Source organism: Shewanella sp. 10N.286.52.B9 (assembly GCF_002873635.1).
In the GTDB taxonomy this organism is placed as follows: domain Bacteria; phylum Pseudomonadota; class Gammaproteobacteria; order Enterobacterales; family Shewanellaceae; genus Shewanella.
This window is the reverse complement of the sequence record NZ_MCTY01000184.1, coordinates 1-15,866: the sequence shown is the minus strand read 5'-3', so window position 1 is coordinate 15,866 and position 15,866 is coordinate 1. Positions and strand designations below refer to the sequence as shown.

Annotated in this window: 12 protein-coding genes and 1 pseudogene; 6 read left to right on the top strand and 7 right to left on the bottom strand. The window is 42.2% G+C overall.

All coding sequences use genetic code 11. From position 1 onward, the window contains the following. Positions 1-17: 17 nt before the first annotated feature. From BCU91_RS13410 to BCU91_RS13400, 3 genes are all read right to left on the bottom strand, one after another. Positions 18-527, bottom strand: coding sequence for a hypothetical protein (locus BCU91_RS13410; RefSeq protein WP_102531696.1), 510 nt, complete (start codon positions 525-527; stop codon positions 18-20). Positions 528-644: 117 nt separating this feature from the next. Next, positions 645-1,538, bottom strand: a complete 894-nt coding sequence (locus BCU91_RS13405; protein ID WP_102436851.1) for a LysR family transcriptional regulator — start codon at positions 1,536-1,538, stop codon at positions 645-647. A 644-nt stretch (positions 1,539-2,182) separates the two neighbouring features. Next, positions 2,183-3,559, bottom strand: coding sequence for an L-serine ammonia-lyase (locus BCU91_RS13400; RefSeq protein ID WP_102477137.1), 1,377 nt, complete (start codon positions 3,557-3,559; stop codon positions 2,183-2,185). A gap of 434 nt (positions 3,560-3,993) precedes the next feature. On the opposite strand from BCU91_RS13400, the gene nagZ reads away from it, so the two are divergent. Further along, positions 3,994-5,016: a beta-N-acetylhexosaminidase gene (nagZ, locus tag BCU91_RS13395; RefSeq protein WP_102436857.1), complete on the top strand. Its 1,023-nt coding sequence runs from the start codon at positions 3,994-3,996 to the stop codon at positions 5,014-5,016. Positions 5,017-5,324: 308 nt separating this feature from the next. Here nagZ and BCU91_RS13390 read toward each other — a convergent pair whose 3' ends face one another. The 3 genes from BCU91_RS13390 to BCU91_RS13380 all read right to left on the bottom strand — a co-directional run bounded on the left by BCU91_RS13390 (position 5,325) and on the right by BCU91_RS13380 (position 10,750). Continuing rightward, on the bottom strand, positions 5,325-6,452 hold the full coding sequence (locus BCU91_RS13390) for a peptidoglycan binding protein CsiV (RefSeq protein ID WP_102531695.1): 1,128 nt from the start codon (positions 6,450-6,452) through the stop codon (positions 5,325-5,327). Next, on the bottom strand, positions 6,452-9,967 hold the full coding sequence (gene mfd, locus BCU91_RS13385) for a transcription-repair coupling factor (RefSeq protein ID WP_102436860.1): 3,516 nt from the start codon (positions 9,965-9,967) through the stop codon (positions 6,452-6,454). Before mfd ends, BCU91_RS13390 begins: the two co-directional genes overlap by 1 nt. A 165-nt stretch (positions 9,968-10,132) precedes the next feature. After that, positions 10,133-10,750: a hypothetical protein gene (locus tag BCU91_RS13380; protein WP_102531694.1), complete on the bottom strand. Its 618-nt coding sequence runs from the start codon at positions 10,748-10,750 to the stop codon at positions 10,133-10,135. Positions 10,751-10,884: 134 nt separating this feature from the next. Between BCU91_RS13380 and BCU91_RS13375 the strand changes: the two genes are divergently transcribed. Genes BCU91_RS13375 through lolE form a run of 3 tightly spaced genes read left to right on the top strand, consistent with a single transcriptional unit; the run spans position 10,885 to position 14,062 of the window. Beyond that, positions 10,885-12,117 carry a lipoprotein-releasing ABC transporter permease subunit gene (locus tag BCU91_RS13375; RefSeq protein WP_102531693.1) on the top strand — a complete coding sequence of 411 codons (1,233 nt, stop codon included), beginning with the start codon at positions 10,885-10,887 and terminating at the stop codon, positions 12,115-12,117. Further along, positions 12,117-12,815 (top strand): lipoprotein-releasing ABC transporter ATP-binding protein LolD, encoded by a 699-nt coding sequence (gene lolD / locus BCU91_RS13370; protein WP_102436866.1) that lies wholly within the window; start codon positions 12,117-12,119, stop codon positions 12,813-12,815. The genes BCU91_RS13375 and lolD overlap by 1 nt, the downstream gene beginning before the upstream one ends. Beyond that, a complete protein-coding gene (gene lolE, locus BCU91_RS13365; protein WP_102531692.1) occupies positions 12,815-14,062 on the top strand; it encodes a lipoprotein-releasing ABC transporter permease subunit LolE in 1,248 nt (415 codons plus the stop codon). The genes lolD and lolE overlap by 1 nt, the downstream gene beginning before the upstream one ends. A gap of 209 nt (positions 14,063-14,271) precedes the next feature. On the opposite strand, the gene BCU91_RS13360 is transcribed toward lolE, so the two are convergent. Next, positions 14,272-14,763 carry a hypothetical protein gene (locus BCU91_RS13360; RefSeq protein WP_241900997.1) on the bottom strand — a complete coding sequence of 164 codons (492 nt, stop codon included), beginning with the start codon at positions 14,761-14,763 and terminating at the stop codon, positions 14,272-14,274. Positions 14,764-14,931: 168 nt separating this feature from the next. On the opposite strand from BCU91_RS13360, the gene BCU91_RS13355 reads away from it, so the two are divergent. After that, on the top strand, positions 14,932-15,474 hold the full coding sequence (locus tag BCU91_RS13355; protein WP_102519641.1) for a DUF924 family protein: 543 nt from the start codon (positions 14,932-14,934) through the stop codon (positions 15,472-15,474). A gap of 177 nt (positions 15,475-15,651) precedes the next feature. Continuing rightward, positions 15,652-15,866, top strand: a pseudogene (locus BCU91_RS13350) (transposase); the annotation flags it as partial.

Here is a 15,866-nt window from a genome sequence, read left to right as displayed (position 1 = left end):
AGTACTAAAATTAAGTACTATATCTCAGTGACATGTTCGCCAAAATACCACACCTTTCGAAAAGGGCCTTTATTATCTTTGGCTAAGGCTTTGACATTGTTAACTAATACATCATCGGTAAGTAAGGTTCTGCCGACATTATAAATCAGTAAATCAATGGGCTCTGATACCGAGTAGCGTTTATTGATCTTCTTTTTATAGGTTTCAGAGGTGTAATCTTTAATGTCAGTGTCGCTAGGGTAATTAGTTGTACTGCTTGATGTGGCAGTGCTTTTGTCTGTGCTTTTTTCTGCGCTTAAGTCATTGCAATTAATGCTTTTAGGGTGCGAGATGGCTTTGGCCACATCTTCAGAGCAAGCCTCAGTTAATTCAAAGTAAATAACCTTGCCATCGGTCATGCATTTTAAATCAGGCTTTCCTTCTTCAGGGGACTGTTTTTCAACCGATTGAAAATTTAGCCCTGCAGCTGCTGCAAAGCGAACAAAAATGCTTTTTTCGATCTTACCTTTTTCATATTCAGAGCCCATAGGGTGTACTCAGCTTAAATTCAAATAACCTAATAAGTATAGCTGGCGAAATTAAGCTGCAAAGTTAACCTTACTTAGCGTCATGACCCTTATTAGTGCGATGATTTACAGAGCAAGTTAACTATCTTCTTTATAAGATGGTTTTGCTTGAGCAATAAAAGCCGCGGCCGCAGCGGTTAAGGGTAAATTTTTACGCCAAATAAAGGCTAACTCCCAAGCGACCTGTTCAGCTAAGGGAATAAAAATTAATTTTTTTGAGGTAACTCGCTTACAAATCGGTGCCGGTAAGATGGCAAAAGCCATTTTGGCCTTGGCCATTGCCGCCATAAATTCCCACTGCCCAGTTTGAGACACCACATTGAGCTTGAAACCGGCATCTTGGCAACTTTGACTGATCACTTTACCGATAGAGAATTGGTCGTTGTATTGCACAAAAGGCAGTCCGGTGAGATCTTGCCAATGAATACAGCTGTGATTTGCCAGTTCATGCTCAACATGCACGCATACATTGAGTGGGTAACTTTGCAGCTGTAAGATATTAAATTCGTCAGTGTTACTGCATGGCAAAGCGGTTACGCCAATATCTAAACTGTCATTGAGTAGGGCTTTTTCGACCGCAACGCCGCCAACCTCCAACACATTGACATCAATGCCGGGATAAGTGCGAGTAAAAGATGCCAGCATATTAATAAACATCCCGCCAGTCATAGGGCTTAAACCTAAGCGCAGACGACCAATTCTTAAACCGGTTAATGCATTCATATCTTCATACATTCGATTCCACTGACCAACGATTTGCTGAGCGCTTTTAGCCAGCAATAAACCCGCTTCAGTGACTTCCACTTTTTGGTTGTTACGGATCAACAATGTCTGATCAAGGGTTTGTTCCATTTTTTTAATGGTTTTACTCAAGGTCGGCTGCGTCATATAAAGTTGCTCAGCGGCGAGGGTAAAGTGACCAACCTCAATCACAGTTAAAAAACATTGTAAGTTTTTAATTGATATGTTCATGCCAATATGGAATTCAGTAAGTAATTTTTTGTCATTTTACTTATTTATAGCCTAAGAATATAGTCTATTCCATAGAAACCAGTTAACCGTTTAAATTGAAGGAATATGACATGACAGCATTCAAAAATTTATTTGCTAGTGCACTTTTTCTTGCTGCACTTCCTGAAGTAGCTGAAGCTGAAGCTAAAGAAATGCCAGCTGACGCTAAAGAAGCGTAATCAATTTGAGTTGTTAGCCTCCCCACTAATGGCTTACAAATTGATTGAAGATATTGATTCATTACATTTACTGCCCGCATAAGTTGTGTAAAATCAATAGCTTGCCAGATAGTGAAATATGAATGGCATTTATATTAAATATCATCACGTTTCACAAACAAAAAGTCCGTTGGCTAACCACCAACGGACTTTTTGTTTTTGGATTATTTATGATGATGTGTACTACCACCCCTTGTTAACGTTCATGTTCGGCTGTGACTTTCTTGACGGCAACAATGGTTTGAAATCCACCGTTTTCACTTGGTTCTTGTAATAGCCACAAAAAAGAGGCTTGGCAGCCTCTTTTAAATCACGTCATTAATCTATGAACAGATTAAAGACCAAGATATGAGATTGAGTTAACCTTTAGTGATTAAGATTAAGCGCTTAACACTCAACAATATTTACTGCTAAACCACCTTTGGCGGTTTCTTTGTATTTGCTGCGCATATCTTTACCGGTATCCATCATAGTTTTGATGACTTTGTCTAGGGTGACTTTATGGTTGCCATCGCCGCGCAATGCCATACGTGAAGCGTTGATGGCTTTTACTGCGCCCATGGCATTACGTTCAATACAAGGCACTTGTACTAAGCCGCCAACAGGGTCGCAAGTTAAACCTAAGTTATGTTCCATACCAATTTCAGCTGCATTCTCCACATGTTCGACAGTGCCGCCCATTATTTCAGTGAGTGCACCTGCTGCCATTGAGCAAGCCACGCCCACTTCACCCTGACAGCCTACTTCAGCTCCCGAGATAGAGGCGTTCTTCTTATACAAAATACCAATAGCGGCCGCGGTTAATAAGAAGCGGCAACAGACTTCCTCATCAACTTCTTGGACGAAGGTGTGGTAGTAGCATAATACTGCCGGAATAATACCAGCAGCGCCATTGGTTGGTGCAGTGACGACCCGATCGCCAGCGGCGTTTTGCTCATTGACAGATAATGCGAATAAATCAACCCAGTCCATGGCGGTTAATGGGTCATTGTTATTACGGCCTTCTGCTTGCAAGCGGCGATATAAAGCTGGCGCGCGGCGGCGCAGCTTTAAACCACCGGGTAACATGCCTTCTTTTTGGTAACCACGTTCAATACAGGTTTTCATGGTTTGCCAGATATTCCACAAGCCTTGTTTAACGTCCTCTTCGCTGGCAATACTTAGCTCATTTGACATCATGAGTGAAGAAATACTTAAACCATTTTCACAACACAAATCCAGTAACTGCGCGGCAGAATTAAAATCATAAGGGGCGGATTTTATCGGGGTCGCAGGCGAGGCATCACGCTGGGTAATTTCATCTTCATCTAGAATAAATCCGCCGCCGACTGAGTAATATGTGCGCTCATAAATGCATTCACCTTTGCTAAACGCATATAGGGTCATGGCGTTGGCATGGGCAGGCAGGCTTTTACGGCGATGATAGGTAATACCGTTGTCTCGAGTGAACTTGACTAGGCGGCCATCGGCAATTTTAAGGGTTTGTTCGGCTGAAACTTTTTCCAGTATGGCATCAATCGCATCGGTATCTACGGTATCAGGATCTTCACCCATTAAGCCCAAAATGACCGCTTTACCAGTTCCATGGCCTTTACCTGTTTGGCCTAAAGAGCCAAACAGTTGCGATTGTAGTTCGTCAGTTTGTGCCAGCAAGCCTTGATCGCTTAAGTGCTGCATAAATAATTTACCCGCTTTCATCGGGCCAACAGTATGGGAGCTTGAAGGCCCAATACCGATTTTGAACATATCAAATACACTAATCATTGTTATTAACCTTTAATCAGTTTTTATTATTTTAGTCGTTTAAATTTTTTGGCGTTTTATTCTAGCGCTCGCAGTGAGTAAAAATTGTGCGGCAATGTTAGTTATCTCCCTGTAACGGGTCATTTTATTGGGAATTTCCTTAGGGAAATTAAAATTTAGCGGCATAATGGCGTTAATTTGGCAGACTAAGTTTGCAATTAACTGCGATTATACCAAGCAATATAGCCTAAGTAGCTGGTATTTTTATCTAGAGCAATGGCGCCATTTAACTGCAGTATCCCATACTTTTTACGAGATACTTCATTAGATTTTCTTATGCATAGTGGTTCAGATTAGGTGAGTTTATTGCAGCGTCAGTTATCAAGGTGTTGTTTTTAAATTTATCAACAATGACAGTGGTAATTAACATTTAACAGGATATTTTAGGAGTAAGCGTGAGTTATCTAATGATGGATTTGGCTGGCGTTACGGTCAGCGAAGAAGAAGCCGAGCTATTAAGCCACGATAAAGTGGGCGGCATTATATTATTTACACGCAATTTTTCTAATAAAGCACAATTACAGGCTTTGATTAAATCTGTTCGACATATTCGCCGTGATTTATTGATTGCGGTTGATCATGAAGGTGGCAGGGTACAACGCTTTCGTGAAGAGTTTACTCTGCTACCAGCCATGGGGGATATTTTGCCTGCCGCCAAGGGCGATATGGCGCTTGCGAAACGTTGGAGCCAAGAGTTAGGCTTTTTAATGGCGATTGAGCTTTTAGCTTGTGATATCGACTTAAGCTTTGCGCCAGTATTAGATGTTAATGGTATCAGTGATGTTATTGGCACTCGCAGCTTTAGCGCCGAACCTGAGCAAGTGACCAGTTTAGCTCACAGCTTTATTCAAGGCATGACTCAAGCGGGTATGGCGACAGTGGGTAAACACTTTCCCGGTCACGGCAGTGTAAAAGCAGATACCCATGTGGCGATGGCTGTAGATACGCGCACAAAAGAGACTATTTTTAATCATGATATGCAGCCTTTTAAGCAGTTAATAGGCCAGCAGCAGCTAAATGGCGTTATGCCTGCCCATGTGGTTTATTCGCAAGTAGATCCAAATCCGGCAGGTTTTTCAAACTATTGGCTGCAACAGGTGCTGCGTAAAGAGCTTAAATTTGACGGGGTGATTTTCTCAGATGATTTAGGCATGAAAGGCGCAAGTTTTGCTGGCGATTATATTGGCAGAGCCCAAGCAGCATTATCAGCAGGTTGTAATATGATTTTGGTTTGTAATGATCCTGAAGGGGTTAAAACCTTATTAACCGAGTTTACTTGGCCTGAGCAATTGTCTGAATTTAAATCTGCACTCGCATTAAGAGCGAATGCTAAGCAGGTGATTAATGCCCTTGAACAGTCTGAGCGCTGGCAACATGCGCAGCAATTGGCAAAGCAAATATTAGCGGCAAAAAAATAATAGAAATTGAGCCTTAGATGATTTTTGAGCGGTTAAGTTTGGCTTGCTGTTAAACGACAGAGTTTGTTTGCAGTTGCACGATAAATTATGGCTGGTTAATTAACGGCCAGTCACACGTGAGACAATAGTAAAACCGCAGCGCCTATGTTACATATTGATACAGTGAGTTTGGCATGCGACCCAAGCTCACTGTCATATTATTTTAAAAACTTTATTTCTAGGGCTTTTTTAAGTTTTACTAGAGACTTGTGATAACAGCTAATCCTATGATTAGCTGTTTTTTTTCTAGAGGTTTATAGTGGTTTGAGTTAAAAGCTTTTCAGCGTCCGCTCTTCAGTTGCGACTGCGTTTTCAACCATGGATTCAGGGCCGCTTTCTGCCTCAGTATCAACAATAGCATCAACCATGGATTCAGGGCCGCTTTCTGCCTCAGTATCAACAATAGCATCAAGATTGGTATCAGTAACCGCGGTATTTACCTCAGTGTCATCAAGCAATAACGCCACAGGACGAGTTTCCGTCGGTTGTTCCATTTTACGGATTTGCATCACAATGCCGAGCCTTGGATGATCAAAATAATGGATTTCACCACTTCTCACGCGGCGGTTTTGCACCATAGGAATCGATTGTAAAAATGGACTCATTACCTTGTCTATATCAGCTTGCTCAGTGTATTGAAAGTATTCACTGGACGCTGTTTGCTTTTGGATTGGCTGGCGCAGTGCTAAGTTGGTTTCAATAAACAAATAATGACTTAGGTAAATATTAATATTACCGTCTAATTCCCACACTGGAGTGGTTTGAGGCTCTGGCGCTAAACTGGCAAAACTTGAATTAAAATCAAAGCCTGAAAATTCATCCTCTACTTGCTCAGAAATAGCATTGCCAGAATATTCAAAGTCTTCAGAGTAATCTTTACCTGCAAAAATACGTATCGGTTTGGCACGATTACGAGATTGCATATCTTGTTGCCAAGTCAGGTGAAGTAAACTGCGCACGTTTGACTCGCGGCGCACCGCTTGGATGATTTCACCAAATTCACTTTGAGACTCAGCCAGTAATACAGGACCATCACCTAAATAGGCTTGCTGCTCACTCGCAGCAGCAATAGAAAATGGCACTTGGCTTGGAAAGGCGGTTTTGTTGGCGCTCACTAATGGATCTTGGCAGTCGATTTCGCTGCTACTCCAGTCAGTTGAGGTGCAGCCGTTTAAACCTAGTGCAACCCCGGTAATATCGTTACTGATCATTGGGGTGATCAAATCGATATTCTTTCGGTTTGGCGCCGCTGCATTATCGTCTTGCCACTTTTCGACACTGTTGGTTTGTCTTTCAAACACATATACTTCAACCTCAAACCATGTTTTAGCTTGGGCTTGCATTGGTGTCGATAGTGCCGATATAGCGGCAATAGAAAAAGCAATGTTACGCAGCACTATTTAGTTTCTCCAGTACGATGTTTATCAAGTTGCTCGAGCAAGGTCTTAATTAAGTCTAGTCGTTGCTTGCTGGTTTCAGCAGGCAAGGTGAACTTTAACTTATTTGGGCCTTCCATTCGATAAATTTGTGGCTGACTTTGTAATAAGCCAATGATAAACATTGGGTCAATTTTATGGTCGTCACTAAATTCAATGCTGCCACCTTTGGCATGCATTTCAATCTTTGTTGCACCTAAAGCTGTTGCCTGATGCTTATATAAGGTTAATTCCATTAAGTTTTTAGTCGGTTCTGGCAACATGCCAAAACGGTCAATAAACTCAACTTTTAACTCATCAAGCATGCGTTCAGTTTCGCAGTTAGCAATGCGTTTATAAAGCGATAAGCGCATATTAACATCAGAAACATAATCATCAGGCAGTAGCGCTGGAATGCGTAATTCAACTTCACACTGGGATTTAAGCATATAATCTAGTGAAGGCTCTTTACCTTCTTTTAATGCTTTTACTGCTGATTCAAGCATTTCCATGTACAAGCTAAAACCAATTTTAGAAATATGGCCGCTTTGTTCATCGCCCAGTAATTCACCGGCGCCGCGAATTTCTAAATCTTGAGTGGCGAGCATAAAGCCTGCACCTAAGTCTTCTAAGGCATCAATGGCGGTTAATCGCTTACGGGCATCTGCGCTCATTAATTTAGGGTGCGGCGTCATCAAATAAGCATATGCTTGGTGATGTGAACGGCCCACACGACCACGTAATTGATGCAATTGTGCTAAACCAAACTTATCCGCTCGGTCGATAATAATGGTGTTAGCACTGGGAACATCAATTCCGGTTTCAATAATGGTGGTACACACCAGCACATTAAAACGTTGGTGATAAAATTCTGACATGACTTTTTCAAGTTCACGTTCGCGCATTTGGCCGTGGGCGGTAACCACTCGAGCTTCAGGCAGTAATTGGCGAATGTTTTCAGCGCATTTTTCAATGGTTTCGACATTATTGTGTAAGAAATAAACTTGCCCACCACGCAAAATTTCACGCAAAATAGCTTCTCTTACCGTGGCAATATCGTACTCACGTACAAAGGTTTTTACTGCTAAGCGCTTAGCCGGTGGGGTGGCAATAATGGATAAATCACGCATACCCGACATGGCCATATTTAGGGTACGTGGAATCGGCGTGGCAGTAAGGGTTAAGATATCGACATTAGCCCGCAGGGCTTTTATCTTTTCTTTTTGGCGCACCCCAAAGCGGTGTTCTTCATCAATAACCAATAAGCCTAAGTTTTCAAAGTTTGCTTCAGCCTGCAGTAACTTATGGGTACCAATGACAATGTCGACTTTGCCATCTGATAATGACTGCAGCACTTGAGTTTGCTCTTTAGCTGAGCGAAACCGCGACATCACTTCAATTACCATTGGCCAATCGGCAAAACGATCTTTAAAGTTTTCATAGTGTTGCTGGGCAAGTAGGGTAGTTGGCACTAACACCACCACCTGTTTACCGGCATTGACCGCCACAAATGCTGCGCGCATCGCAACTTCGGTTTTACCAAAACCAACGTCACCACACACAAGGCGGTCCATGGCCATTGGGGTTTGCATATCGCTTAGTACGGCTTCAATTGCAGTTTCTTGATCGACGGTTTCTTCAAAGGGGAAACCTTGTGAAAATTGGGCATATTCTTCTGCATCAATTTTTAGCGCATCACCCGGGCGAGCTTGGCGTCTAGCGTAAACATCCAGTAATTCAGCCGCCACATCGCGGATTTTTTCAATGGCTTTTTTCTTGGCTTTTGACCAGGTTTCATTACCCAGTTTATTTAATGTCGGCTTTTCATCGGCGCCAATGCTGTAACGGCTAATAAGGTGCAGCGATGACACTGGGACATACAGCTTATCGCCTGCGGTATATTCAAGTTGCAGGTACTCGGCCACTAAGCCGCCCGTATCTAAGGTGACAAGCCCCTGATAAAGCGCAACACCATGCTCTAAATGCACAATAGGCTCGCCGACTTTAAGCTCTGCTAAGTTTTTTACCAGTACATCTGAGCTAACTTGTTTTTGCTTTTCACGGCGACGACGCTGAGAAATTCGTTGGCCAAATAACTCTGTTTCACAAATTACGCTGATATCACCTTTAGGGGTATCAAGTAACATGCAACCTTGTGATAACGGCGAGACGATTAAACCTATGTTGTCTTTAGCGGTTATAAAGGCATTTAAATGGCTAAATAACTTAGGTTTGATGTCAATTTTGCCAAGCAATTCAATTAAGGCTTCACGTCGCCCTTCAGATTCAGCGCTGAATAATAATTGTCCTTTAGTCTGACCTTGGGCCTTGGTGTACGCTTGCAGGTTAATTAACGGCTGTTTGAGCTTATGGTTGGCATTAACATCAGGCAGCCTGGCTACATTTGCCTGCTTGGCTTTTACAATAAGCTCAAGCTCGCCCTCGGCATTTTTGTTAGGCGTGCTAATTTGCGAGCGGGTGTATTTTTTAAAGGCTGCAAATAACTCATCGGTGAGTATGTATAGCTCTTGGGGCGCCAGTAACGGTCTTAACGGGTCAACGCGGCGATCTTCATAGCGAGTTTTAATTTCAGTTAAATGATGCTCACTGGCTTGTTCAATATCCCCAAGGGTGATCAGTTGAGTATCCTGAGGAATATAGTCAAATAAAGTGGCGCACTCTTCAAAAAATAGCGGTAAATAGTTTTCAATACCCGCGGGCATTAAATTACGGCTCACTTGCTGATAAACCGATTCCGCTTCTTTTGAAATCACTTCAAAGCGGCGACGGTAACGTTGTCTAAAGCCTTCAATACCCGCTGTATCGGTAGGGAACTCTTTTGCGGGCAACATGCGTATTGAATCAATTTCTTCTTTTGAGCGCTGAGAGTCCACATCAAAATAGCGGATGGTTTCTACTTCATCGTCAAATAATTCAATGCGCAAAGGCTGGGAAGATCCCGTAGGGAAAATATCTAAAATCGAGCCACGGATCGCAAACTCACCATGCTCATAAACTTGATCAACCAAGTAGTAGCCGGTGTCGGTTAGGTGCTGCCTAACCTGCTGTAAGCCGTAAATGTCACCTTTTTTAAGTAGCATGACATTGGAGGTTAAAAACGATTTTGGCGGTAACTTCACCATCAAGGTGTTCACCGGTACGATTATCACATTGTGATGTGACTGGCTCATTTTTGCCAAGGTTTCTAAGCGCTGTGAAATCAAGTCTTGATGGGGCGAGAAGCTGTCGTAAGGCAGGGTTTCTCTATCTGGGAATAAACACACATTGATGTCAGATTCTGCCAGAAGGTAACCCAGTTCAACCTCAAGCTGTAATGCGCTTGGGGTGTCATTGGTAACAACCAGGCTAGTACCCGAATGCTGGGAAATTAGGCTAGAAAGCGTAATAGCTTGTGAGACCCCCCCCAGTGTTGTTAAGGTTTGAAACTGTTGGCCTTTTTTTACACTTGGCGGTGTTAGAACGCTAAAATTCTTCATTGAATATCTAACTAACTTCTTTTATAAAAGTGATAAATTTAGCCCGCAGATTGTGATCATCAAAACCAATCAGGCTTAGCTAAATTTGTATTGGCGATAGTTGATTAGCACCAGATTATGATAGCTATTATAAGCAAGCTTAAAACAATATGCAGGCAATATGTGTTATTTGGCTGCTTGTTGGCGAATTTGTTTGCGCTGGTGAAGCATTTTTTGCTGCACTGTTAAGCTGGCTTTAACCAGTTGCTCTACATCGGCATCTAAAATCTGACTAAAATCTAAGCTGACGGCATATTGTGGCTGATTTCTTTTATTATTTTGCTCTGCGTCATCATCAAAGTTAATGAGCTTGCATTGGCTCACCTGACAAAGACACAAAATGGCCACTAACTCGCTACTGATATAAATCGAGGTTTTAAAATACTCACCAATGGTCAGTGGCTTAGGGGTAATTAAACTGATGCCGCTACCACCAAAATGGCTGCCTTGGAATTTTTCACCGCTTTGGACTTCTTTTTCTAGCACATGATGCAGCACTAAATCTACTTTACGTGATTGCAGTTTAAGAAAGTCGACCACAGCTTTAGCATCGTTATCAATACTTCTTAATTGCAGTAAACAGCTTGCTTCTAACTCTTTGACTTCTGATAGTAATTTAAGCCCAACCGATTGCATCGAGCGTAAGTCTTGTTCAGACGGAATGCCTTGAGAACCTGACCAGTTTTCAAGATAAACAGCAAAGTCATGGGGCACGGTAAAATATGCATTGGATTCAGTTAACAAGGTTTGTCTCTTTATTTATCAGACTAATACCCCTATTATCATGCCCATCTTAATGATTTAGCAAGTTTTAGCCTTTGTGTTAAATTAAACTGCTGTTTTTTATTCCAATAAACACCAAGGATGCACTTTTCTTTATGAACTTTCGGTTTTCATTATTCATGGGCTACCGCTATTGGCGGACGCGTAAAGCCAATGCTTTTGCATCTTTCATTACTTTTTTTGCGGTATCGGGCATTTTTTTAGGGGTAGCCGCGCTGATCATTGTCAGCTCAGTGATGAACGGTCTAGAAGGTCAGCTTAAACAGCGAATTTTAGGCGCAGTGCCACAACTAACCCTCATTAATGATGCAGGCTTTAGTGATTGGCAAACCCAAGCTAAGTCGTTAACAACATTGCCGCAAGTACAAGGGCTCTCACCCACGGTGACCACTCAAGCTATGGTGCAATCAAGTAAAAATATCAGCGCTGTACAAGTGTATGGTGTGTTCCCTGAGTATGAGCAAAACCTTTCAGCCATCGTTGCCAATACCTATTCCAGCGCTTTTGAGCAGCTCACTCCAGGTAGTTACAACGTGGTGCTAGGCAGCGACCTTGCCAGAAAATTATCCATCAATGTTGGTGACAAAATCCGCATTTTAAGTGGCGATGGGGTGGTGTACTCACCATTAGGCCCCGTGCCAAGCCAGCGTAAATTTACCGTGGCAGGTTTATTTGAAATGGGCTCGCAAGTGGATGGAGTATTAGCCTATGTGCATTATCAAGATGCAAGACGGTTAATGCGTGTAAGCCCCAGTGAAATTAATGAATTACGGGTTTACTTAACCGATCCCTTCATCGCCCCTGAAATGGGCGTTACATTGACAGATAAATTAGCTCAGCAAGGCATAGCTATTGAAACCCGCGATTGGCGCGATGATTTTGGCCATTTATTTGCTGCGGTAAAAATGGAAAAAAACATGATGTCATTGATGCTCAGTTTAATCGTTGCCGTGGCGGCGTTTAATATTGTGTCGGCATTAGTGATGATGGTAATAGATAAAACCACCGATGTAGCAGTGCTAAAAACCCAAGGCTTAACGACGCAATCGGTGATGAACATCTTTATTGTTCAGGGCTCACTGAATGCCATTATTGGTTTGGCATTAGGCACCTTAGCTGGGGTCACAATTACTTTAAATTTAAATAGTATGCTTAATGTCTTGGGTATATCAGTACTTGGAGTAGGGCAAAATTTACCGGTGATCATAGCAAGTCAACAAATTATGGTCATTGTTGTTGGCACTCTTATCATGACATTACTTGCCACCATTTATCCCGCATTAACGGCTGCGCGAGTGCAACCTGCAACAGCCTTGAGATATGAATAATGAATAAACAACCAGTAGTATTAGAAGTTAACAAGGTCACTAAGCAATTTCATGACGGTGAAACCACCACCAAGGTGCTTTCGAGCGTTGATTTAACGGTTTATCAAGGTGAGCAATTGGCCATTGTCGGCACCTCTGGCTCAGGTAAAAGTACCTTACTGCATATTATGGGCACCTTAGATATCCCAACATCTGGCACCGTGAAGCTAGATGGTGAAGACCTTTATCAGCTAAGCGCAGCTAGACAAGCTGAAGTCAGAAATAAAGACTTAGGCTTTATTTATCAATTCCATCACCTATTACCTGAGTTTTCTGCGCTTGAAAATGTCGCCATGCCAGCGTTTATTCAAGGTCGAGATAAAAAGCAATCGTTAGCTGAAGCTACAGCCTTATTAGAGAGAGTTGGACTAGGGCATCGTTTAGAGCATATTCCTGCGCAGCTTTCAGGCGGCGAGCGCCAACGTGTCGCCATTGCACGGGCGCTGATTAATAAACCCAAGTTAGTATTGGCCGATGAGCCAACCGGTAACTTAGATGCCAGCAGCGGCGATAGTGTGTACGAACTGATTCGTGAGCTTGCTCAGCAACTGGGCACAGCCTTTGTAGTGGTAACCCATGATTATAAATTAGCAGCGAAAATGGATCGTCAATTAACCATGAAAGACGGCGTTTTACAGCAAGTAGCGGAAGAGAAATAATGAAGTTATTACTGCCACTGGTTATCGGTTGGCGTTTTTATCGCGCAAGACAATCTAACGGCTTTATTGGCTTTATTTCATTTGCCTCCACCGCAGGTATTGCGCTGGGTGTGGCAGTGTTAATTTTAGTGTTATCAGCCATGAATGGCTTTGAACGTGAATTAGAGCAGAGGTTATTAGGCGTTGTTGCACATGGTGAACTGCTGAGCGTTAACGAGCCATTACATGACTGGCAAGGCATTGCAGAAACGGCTAAAAGCATGCCAGAAATTGTTGCTACCGCGCCATTTATTAAAATGCAGGGCTTGGTACAAAAGCCGGGCGGCTTTCAAGGGCTAGAGCTTAATGGTATTGAGCCAGAACTTGAAAAAGAGGTTTCAACCATTGATGAATTTATGCCAGCACAGGCGTGGGCCTCTTTAAGTACTCACTCCAACAACATTGTCGTTGGTCGCAGCTTATTAGACAAACTTGGTTTAAAGGTCGGTGACACCTTATCAATGTACACCCCAGATATGGGGCAAACCAATAAGTTAACTGCGGCGAAAAGTCATCGCTTTGTGGTTGCTGGTGTGTATGACTTGGGTGGAGAAATAGAATCAACTCAAGCCTATGTGTCTTTGCCGTATCTTGCTGAAGTACTGAAACTGCCTGTGGGCTCAGTGACAGGCCTGCGCATTACGGTTAATAAAGTCTTCAGTGCGCCGCGCATTACTCGCGATTTGGGTTATGCACAAAATCAGTATTTGCATTTAAATAACTGGACTCGTTCACAAGGGCATTTATATCAAGATATTCAGCTGGTTAGAATGGTGATGTATTTGGTACTTGCACTGGTGATTGCCGTGGCTTGTTTTAATATTGTTTCTACTTTGGTGATGGCAGTGCGAGATAAAAGCGCCGAAATCGCTATTTTGATGACAATGGGATTAAAGCGTGCCCAAGTGATGGCGATATTTATTATGCAAGGTGCACTCAATGGTGCTTTAGGTTGCACTATTGGCGCTGCTATAGGCGTGACATTGGCACTTAATCTGAGTGCGTTTGCCAATGCTGTTGAGCAATTTTTTGGGATTAAATTACTAGAATCTGATATTTACTTTATCGACTTCTTGCCGTCACAGCTACAGCAACAAGATGTGTTAGTGGTTGTTGGTATGGGCTTTGTGATGAGTTTACTGGCGACTATTTATCCGGCCTATAAAGCAACCAAAATAGCGCCAGCAACGGCATTAGCAGGGCGATGAATTGACTAAGGTGTTAGGATTTTGAATCACTGCCTTGAAAAGCAGAGATAAAAACGCGCTCTAGCGCGTTTTTTATTGGTTAAAATTTATTTTCAATTGCGTAACTAGGCGCTTACAACAAGCACTGACAATTGGCTATGAGAATAGGCTATGACAATCGCTATTGATAACATCAATTAAAACAGCGTTCCAAACTCAGTCTAAACACATCAGTTAAACAAGCTTTTAAAGTAATGCCAAATCCCTAACGAGGTATCAGGAAACAAGTCGATACCTAAGGCAGACTTTAATAAATACAGAGCTAACAAACCAAATAACATGCTGAAAAGTATAAAACCGGTGACAGTGGTAATCATCATCACTAGCGATATTCGTTTTTCGCGGCGAGTATAGGCGCGTTTGTTTTTACCTAATAATAAGACGTAATAAAAACGCCATTTAATAAAAGGAAACTTAAAGGTGCCACGGCTATCAAGAAAGTGACCACCCCAAGTCGATGGACCCAAGGCTTGCTTAATCGCATTGAGCTGCGCATCAGTAAAACTATCAGCAATATCTGACGGCGAACGCTTAAGCATTTTTGCAATGAGAGGATCTTGCCTAATAGACTTAGGCGAAGCCGCTGTCACTTTAGGTTGAACTTCATTGTTAATGTCAGTTTTAGCGGTTTTTTTAGCTACATCCGTATTGCTTTGTGGCATATATTTTCCATAATTATCAAATAAAATAGCAGTCATTGTATTTTGGTATCAGCCAGTTATTAGCGTAAGGTCGGCTTTATTATGACTAAGCTAAACCTGATTTTAATCTAGCATAGAATAAACCCTAGAATACGCCCCAAAAATTTATTTTTACCACGAGGAGTTTGAATGGATGAGGTAAAGCAGGTTATTAACTTTTGGTTTACTGAAATTGAGCCTGCCCAATGGTTTAAAAAAGATGTTAGCTTTGATGAATTAATTCGCACACGCTTTGGTAAGTTACATACTCAAGCCATAGCGGGGGAATTATGGTTATGGCGTCAGCATCTGCAAGGGCGCTTAGCTGAAATTATCATATTGGATCAGTTCTCCCGCAATATTTACCGTGATGATGCTCGAGCATTTAGCGCTGATCCCATGGCATTAGCCTTAGCCCAAGAGGCCATTTTACAGGGGCTTGAACAACAATTAACCGCAATCGAGCGAACTTTTTTGTATATGCCCTATATGCACAGTGAGTCGTTAAAAGTGCATCAACAAGGGTTAGCGCTATTTAAAAGTAATGGGCTTGAATCTAATTATCAATTTGAATTAAAACACTTAAAAATTATTGAACGTTTTGGCCGTTACCCCCATCGAAATGAGTTGCTTGGTCGAACATCAACCATAGAAGAATTAGCTTTTTTAGCACAGCCTGGTTCGTCTTTTTAGTTTTATGGTGTATCGACGAGTGCGAAGGTTTGTTTAAAAGACTTTAGTCACGCAGCACAAACCATAAAATTTTTTTAATAATTCTTTAGAGGATTTTCTTTTCATTATTTGTACTACCTAATCTAAATTTTAAGTTTTTGGGAATCATATTTGCCCCTAATTAGTTGAACAAGTGTGCTGGTTGAAGATACAGGGCGGATTATTCGAGAAGATAAACGCGGCGTCATTAGCGCGAGTAGTCAGGATATCCTCAATAGGCTGAACATTCCCGCAGAGAATTGGCTTAAAATCACCACTGAGTTTGGCGCTTTATTCAAAGGTGCGGTGGGGGCGTTGCCTGCATTAACAGATTATTGTGAGCATTTAGACCGTAAACGACGACAAGGTGCAGC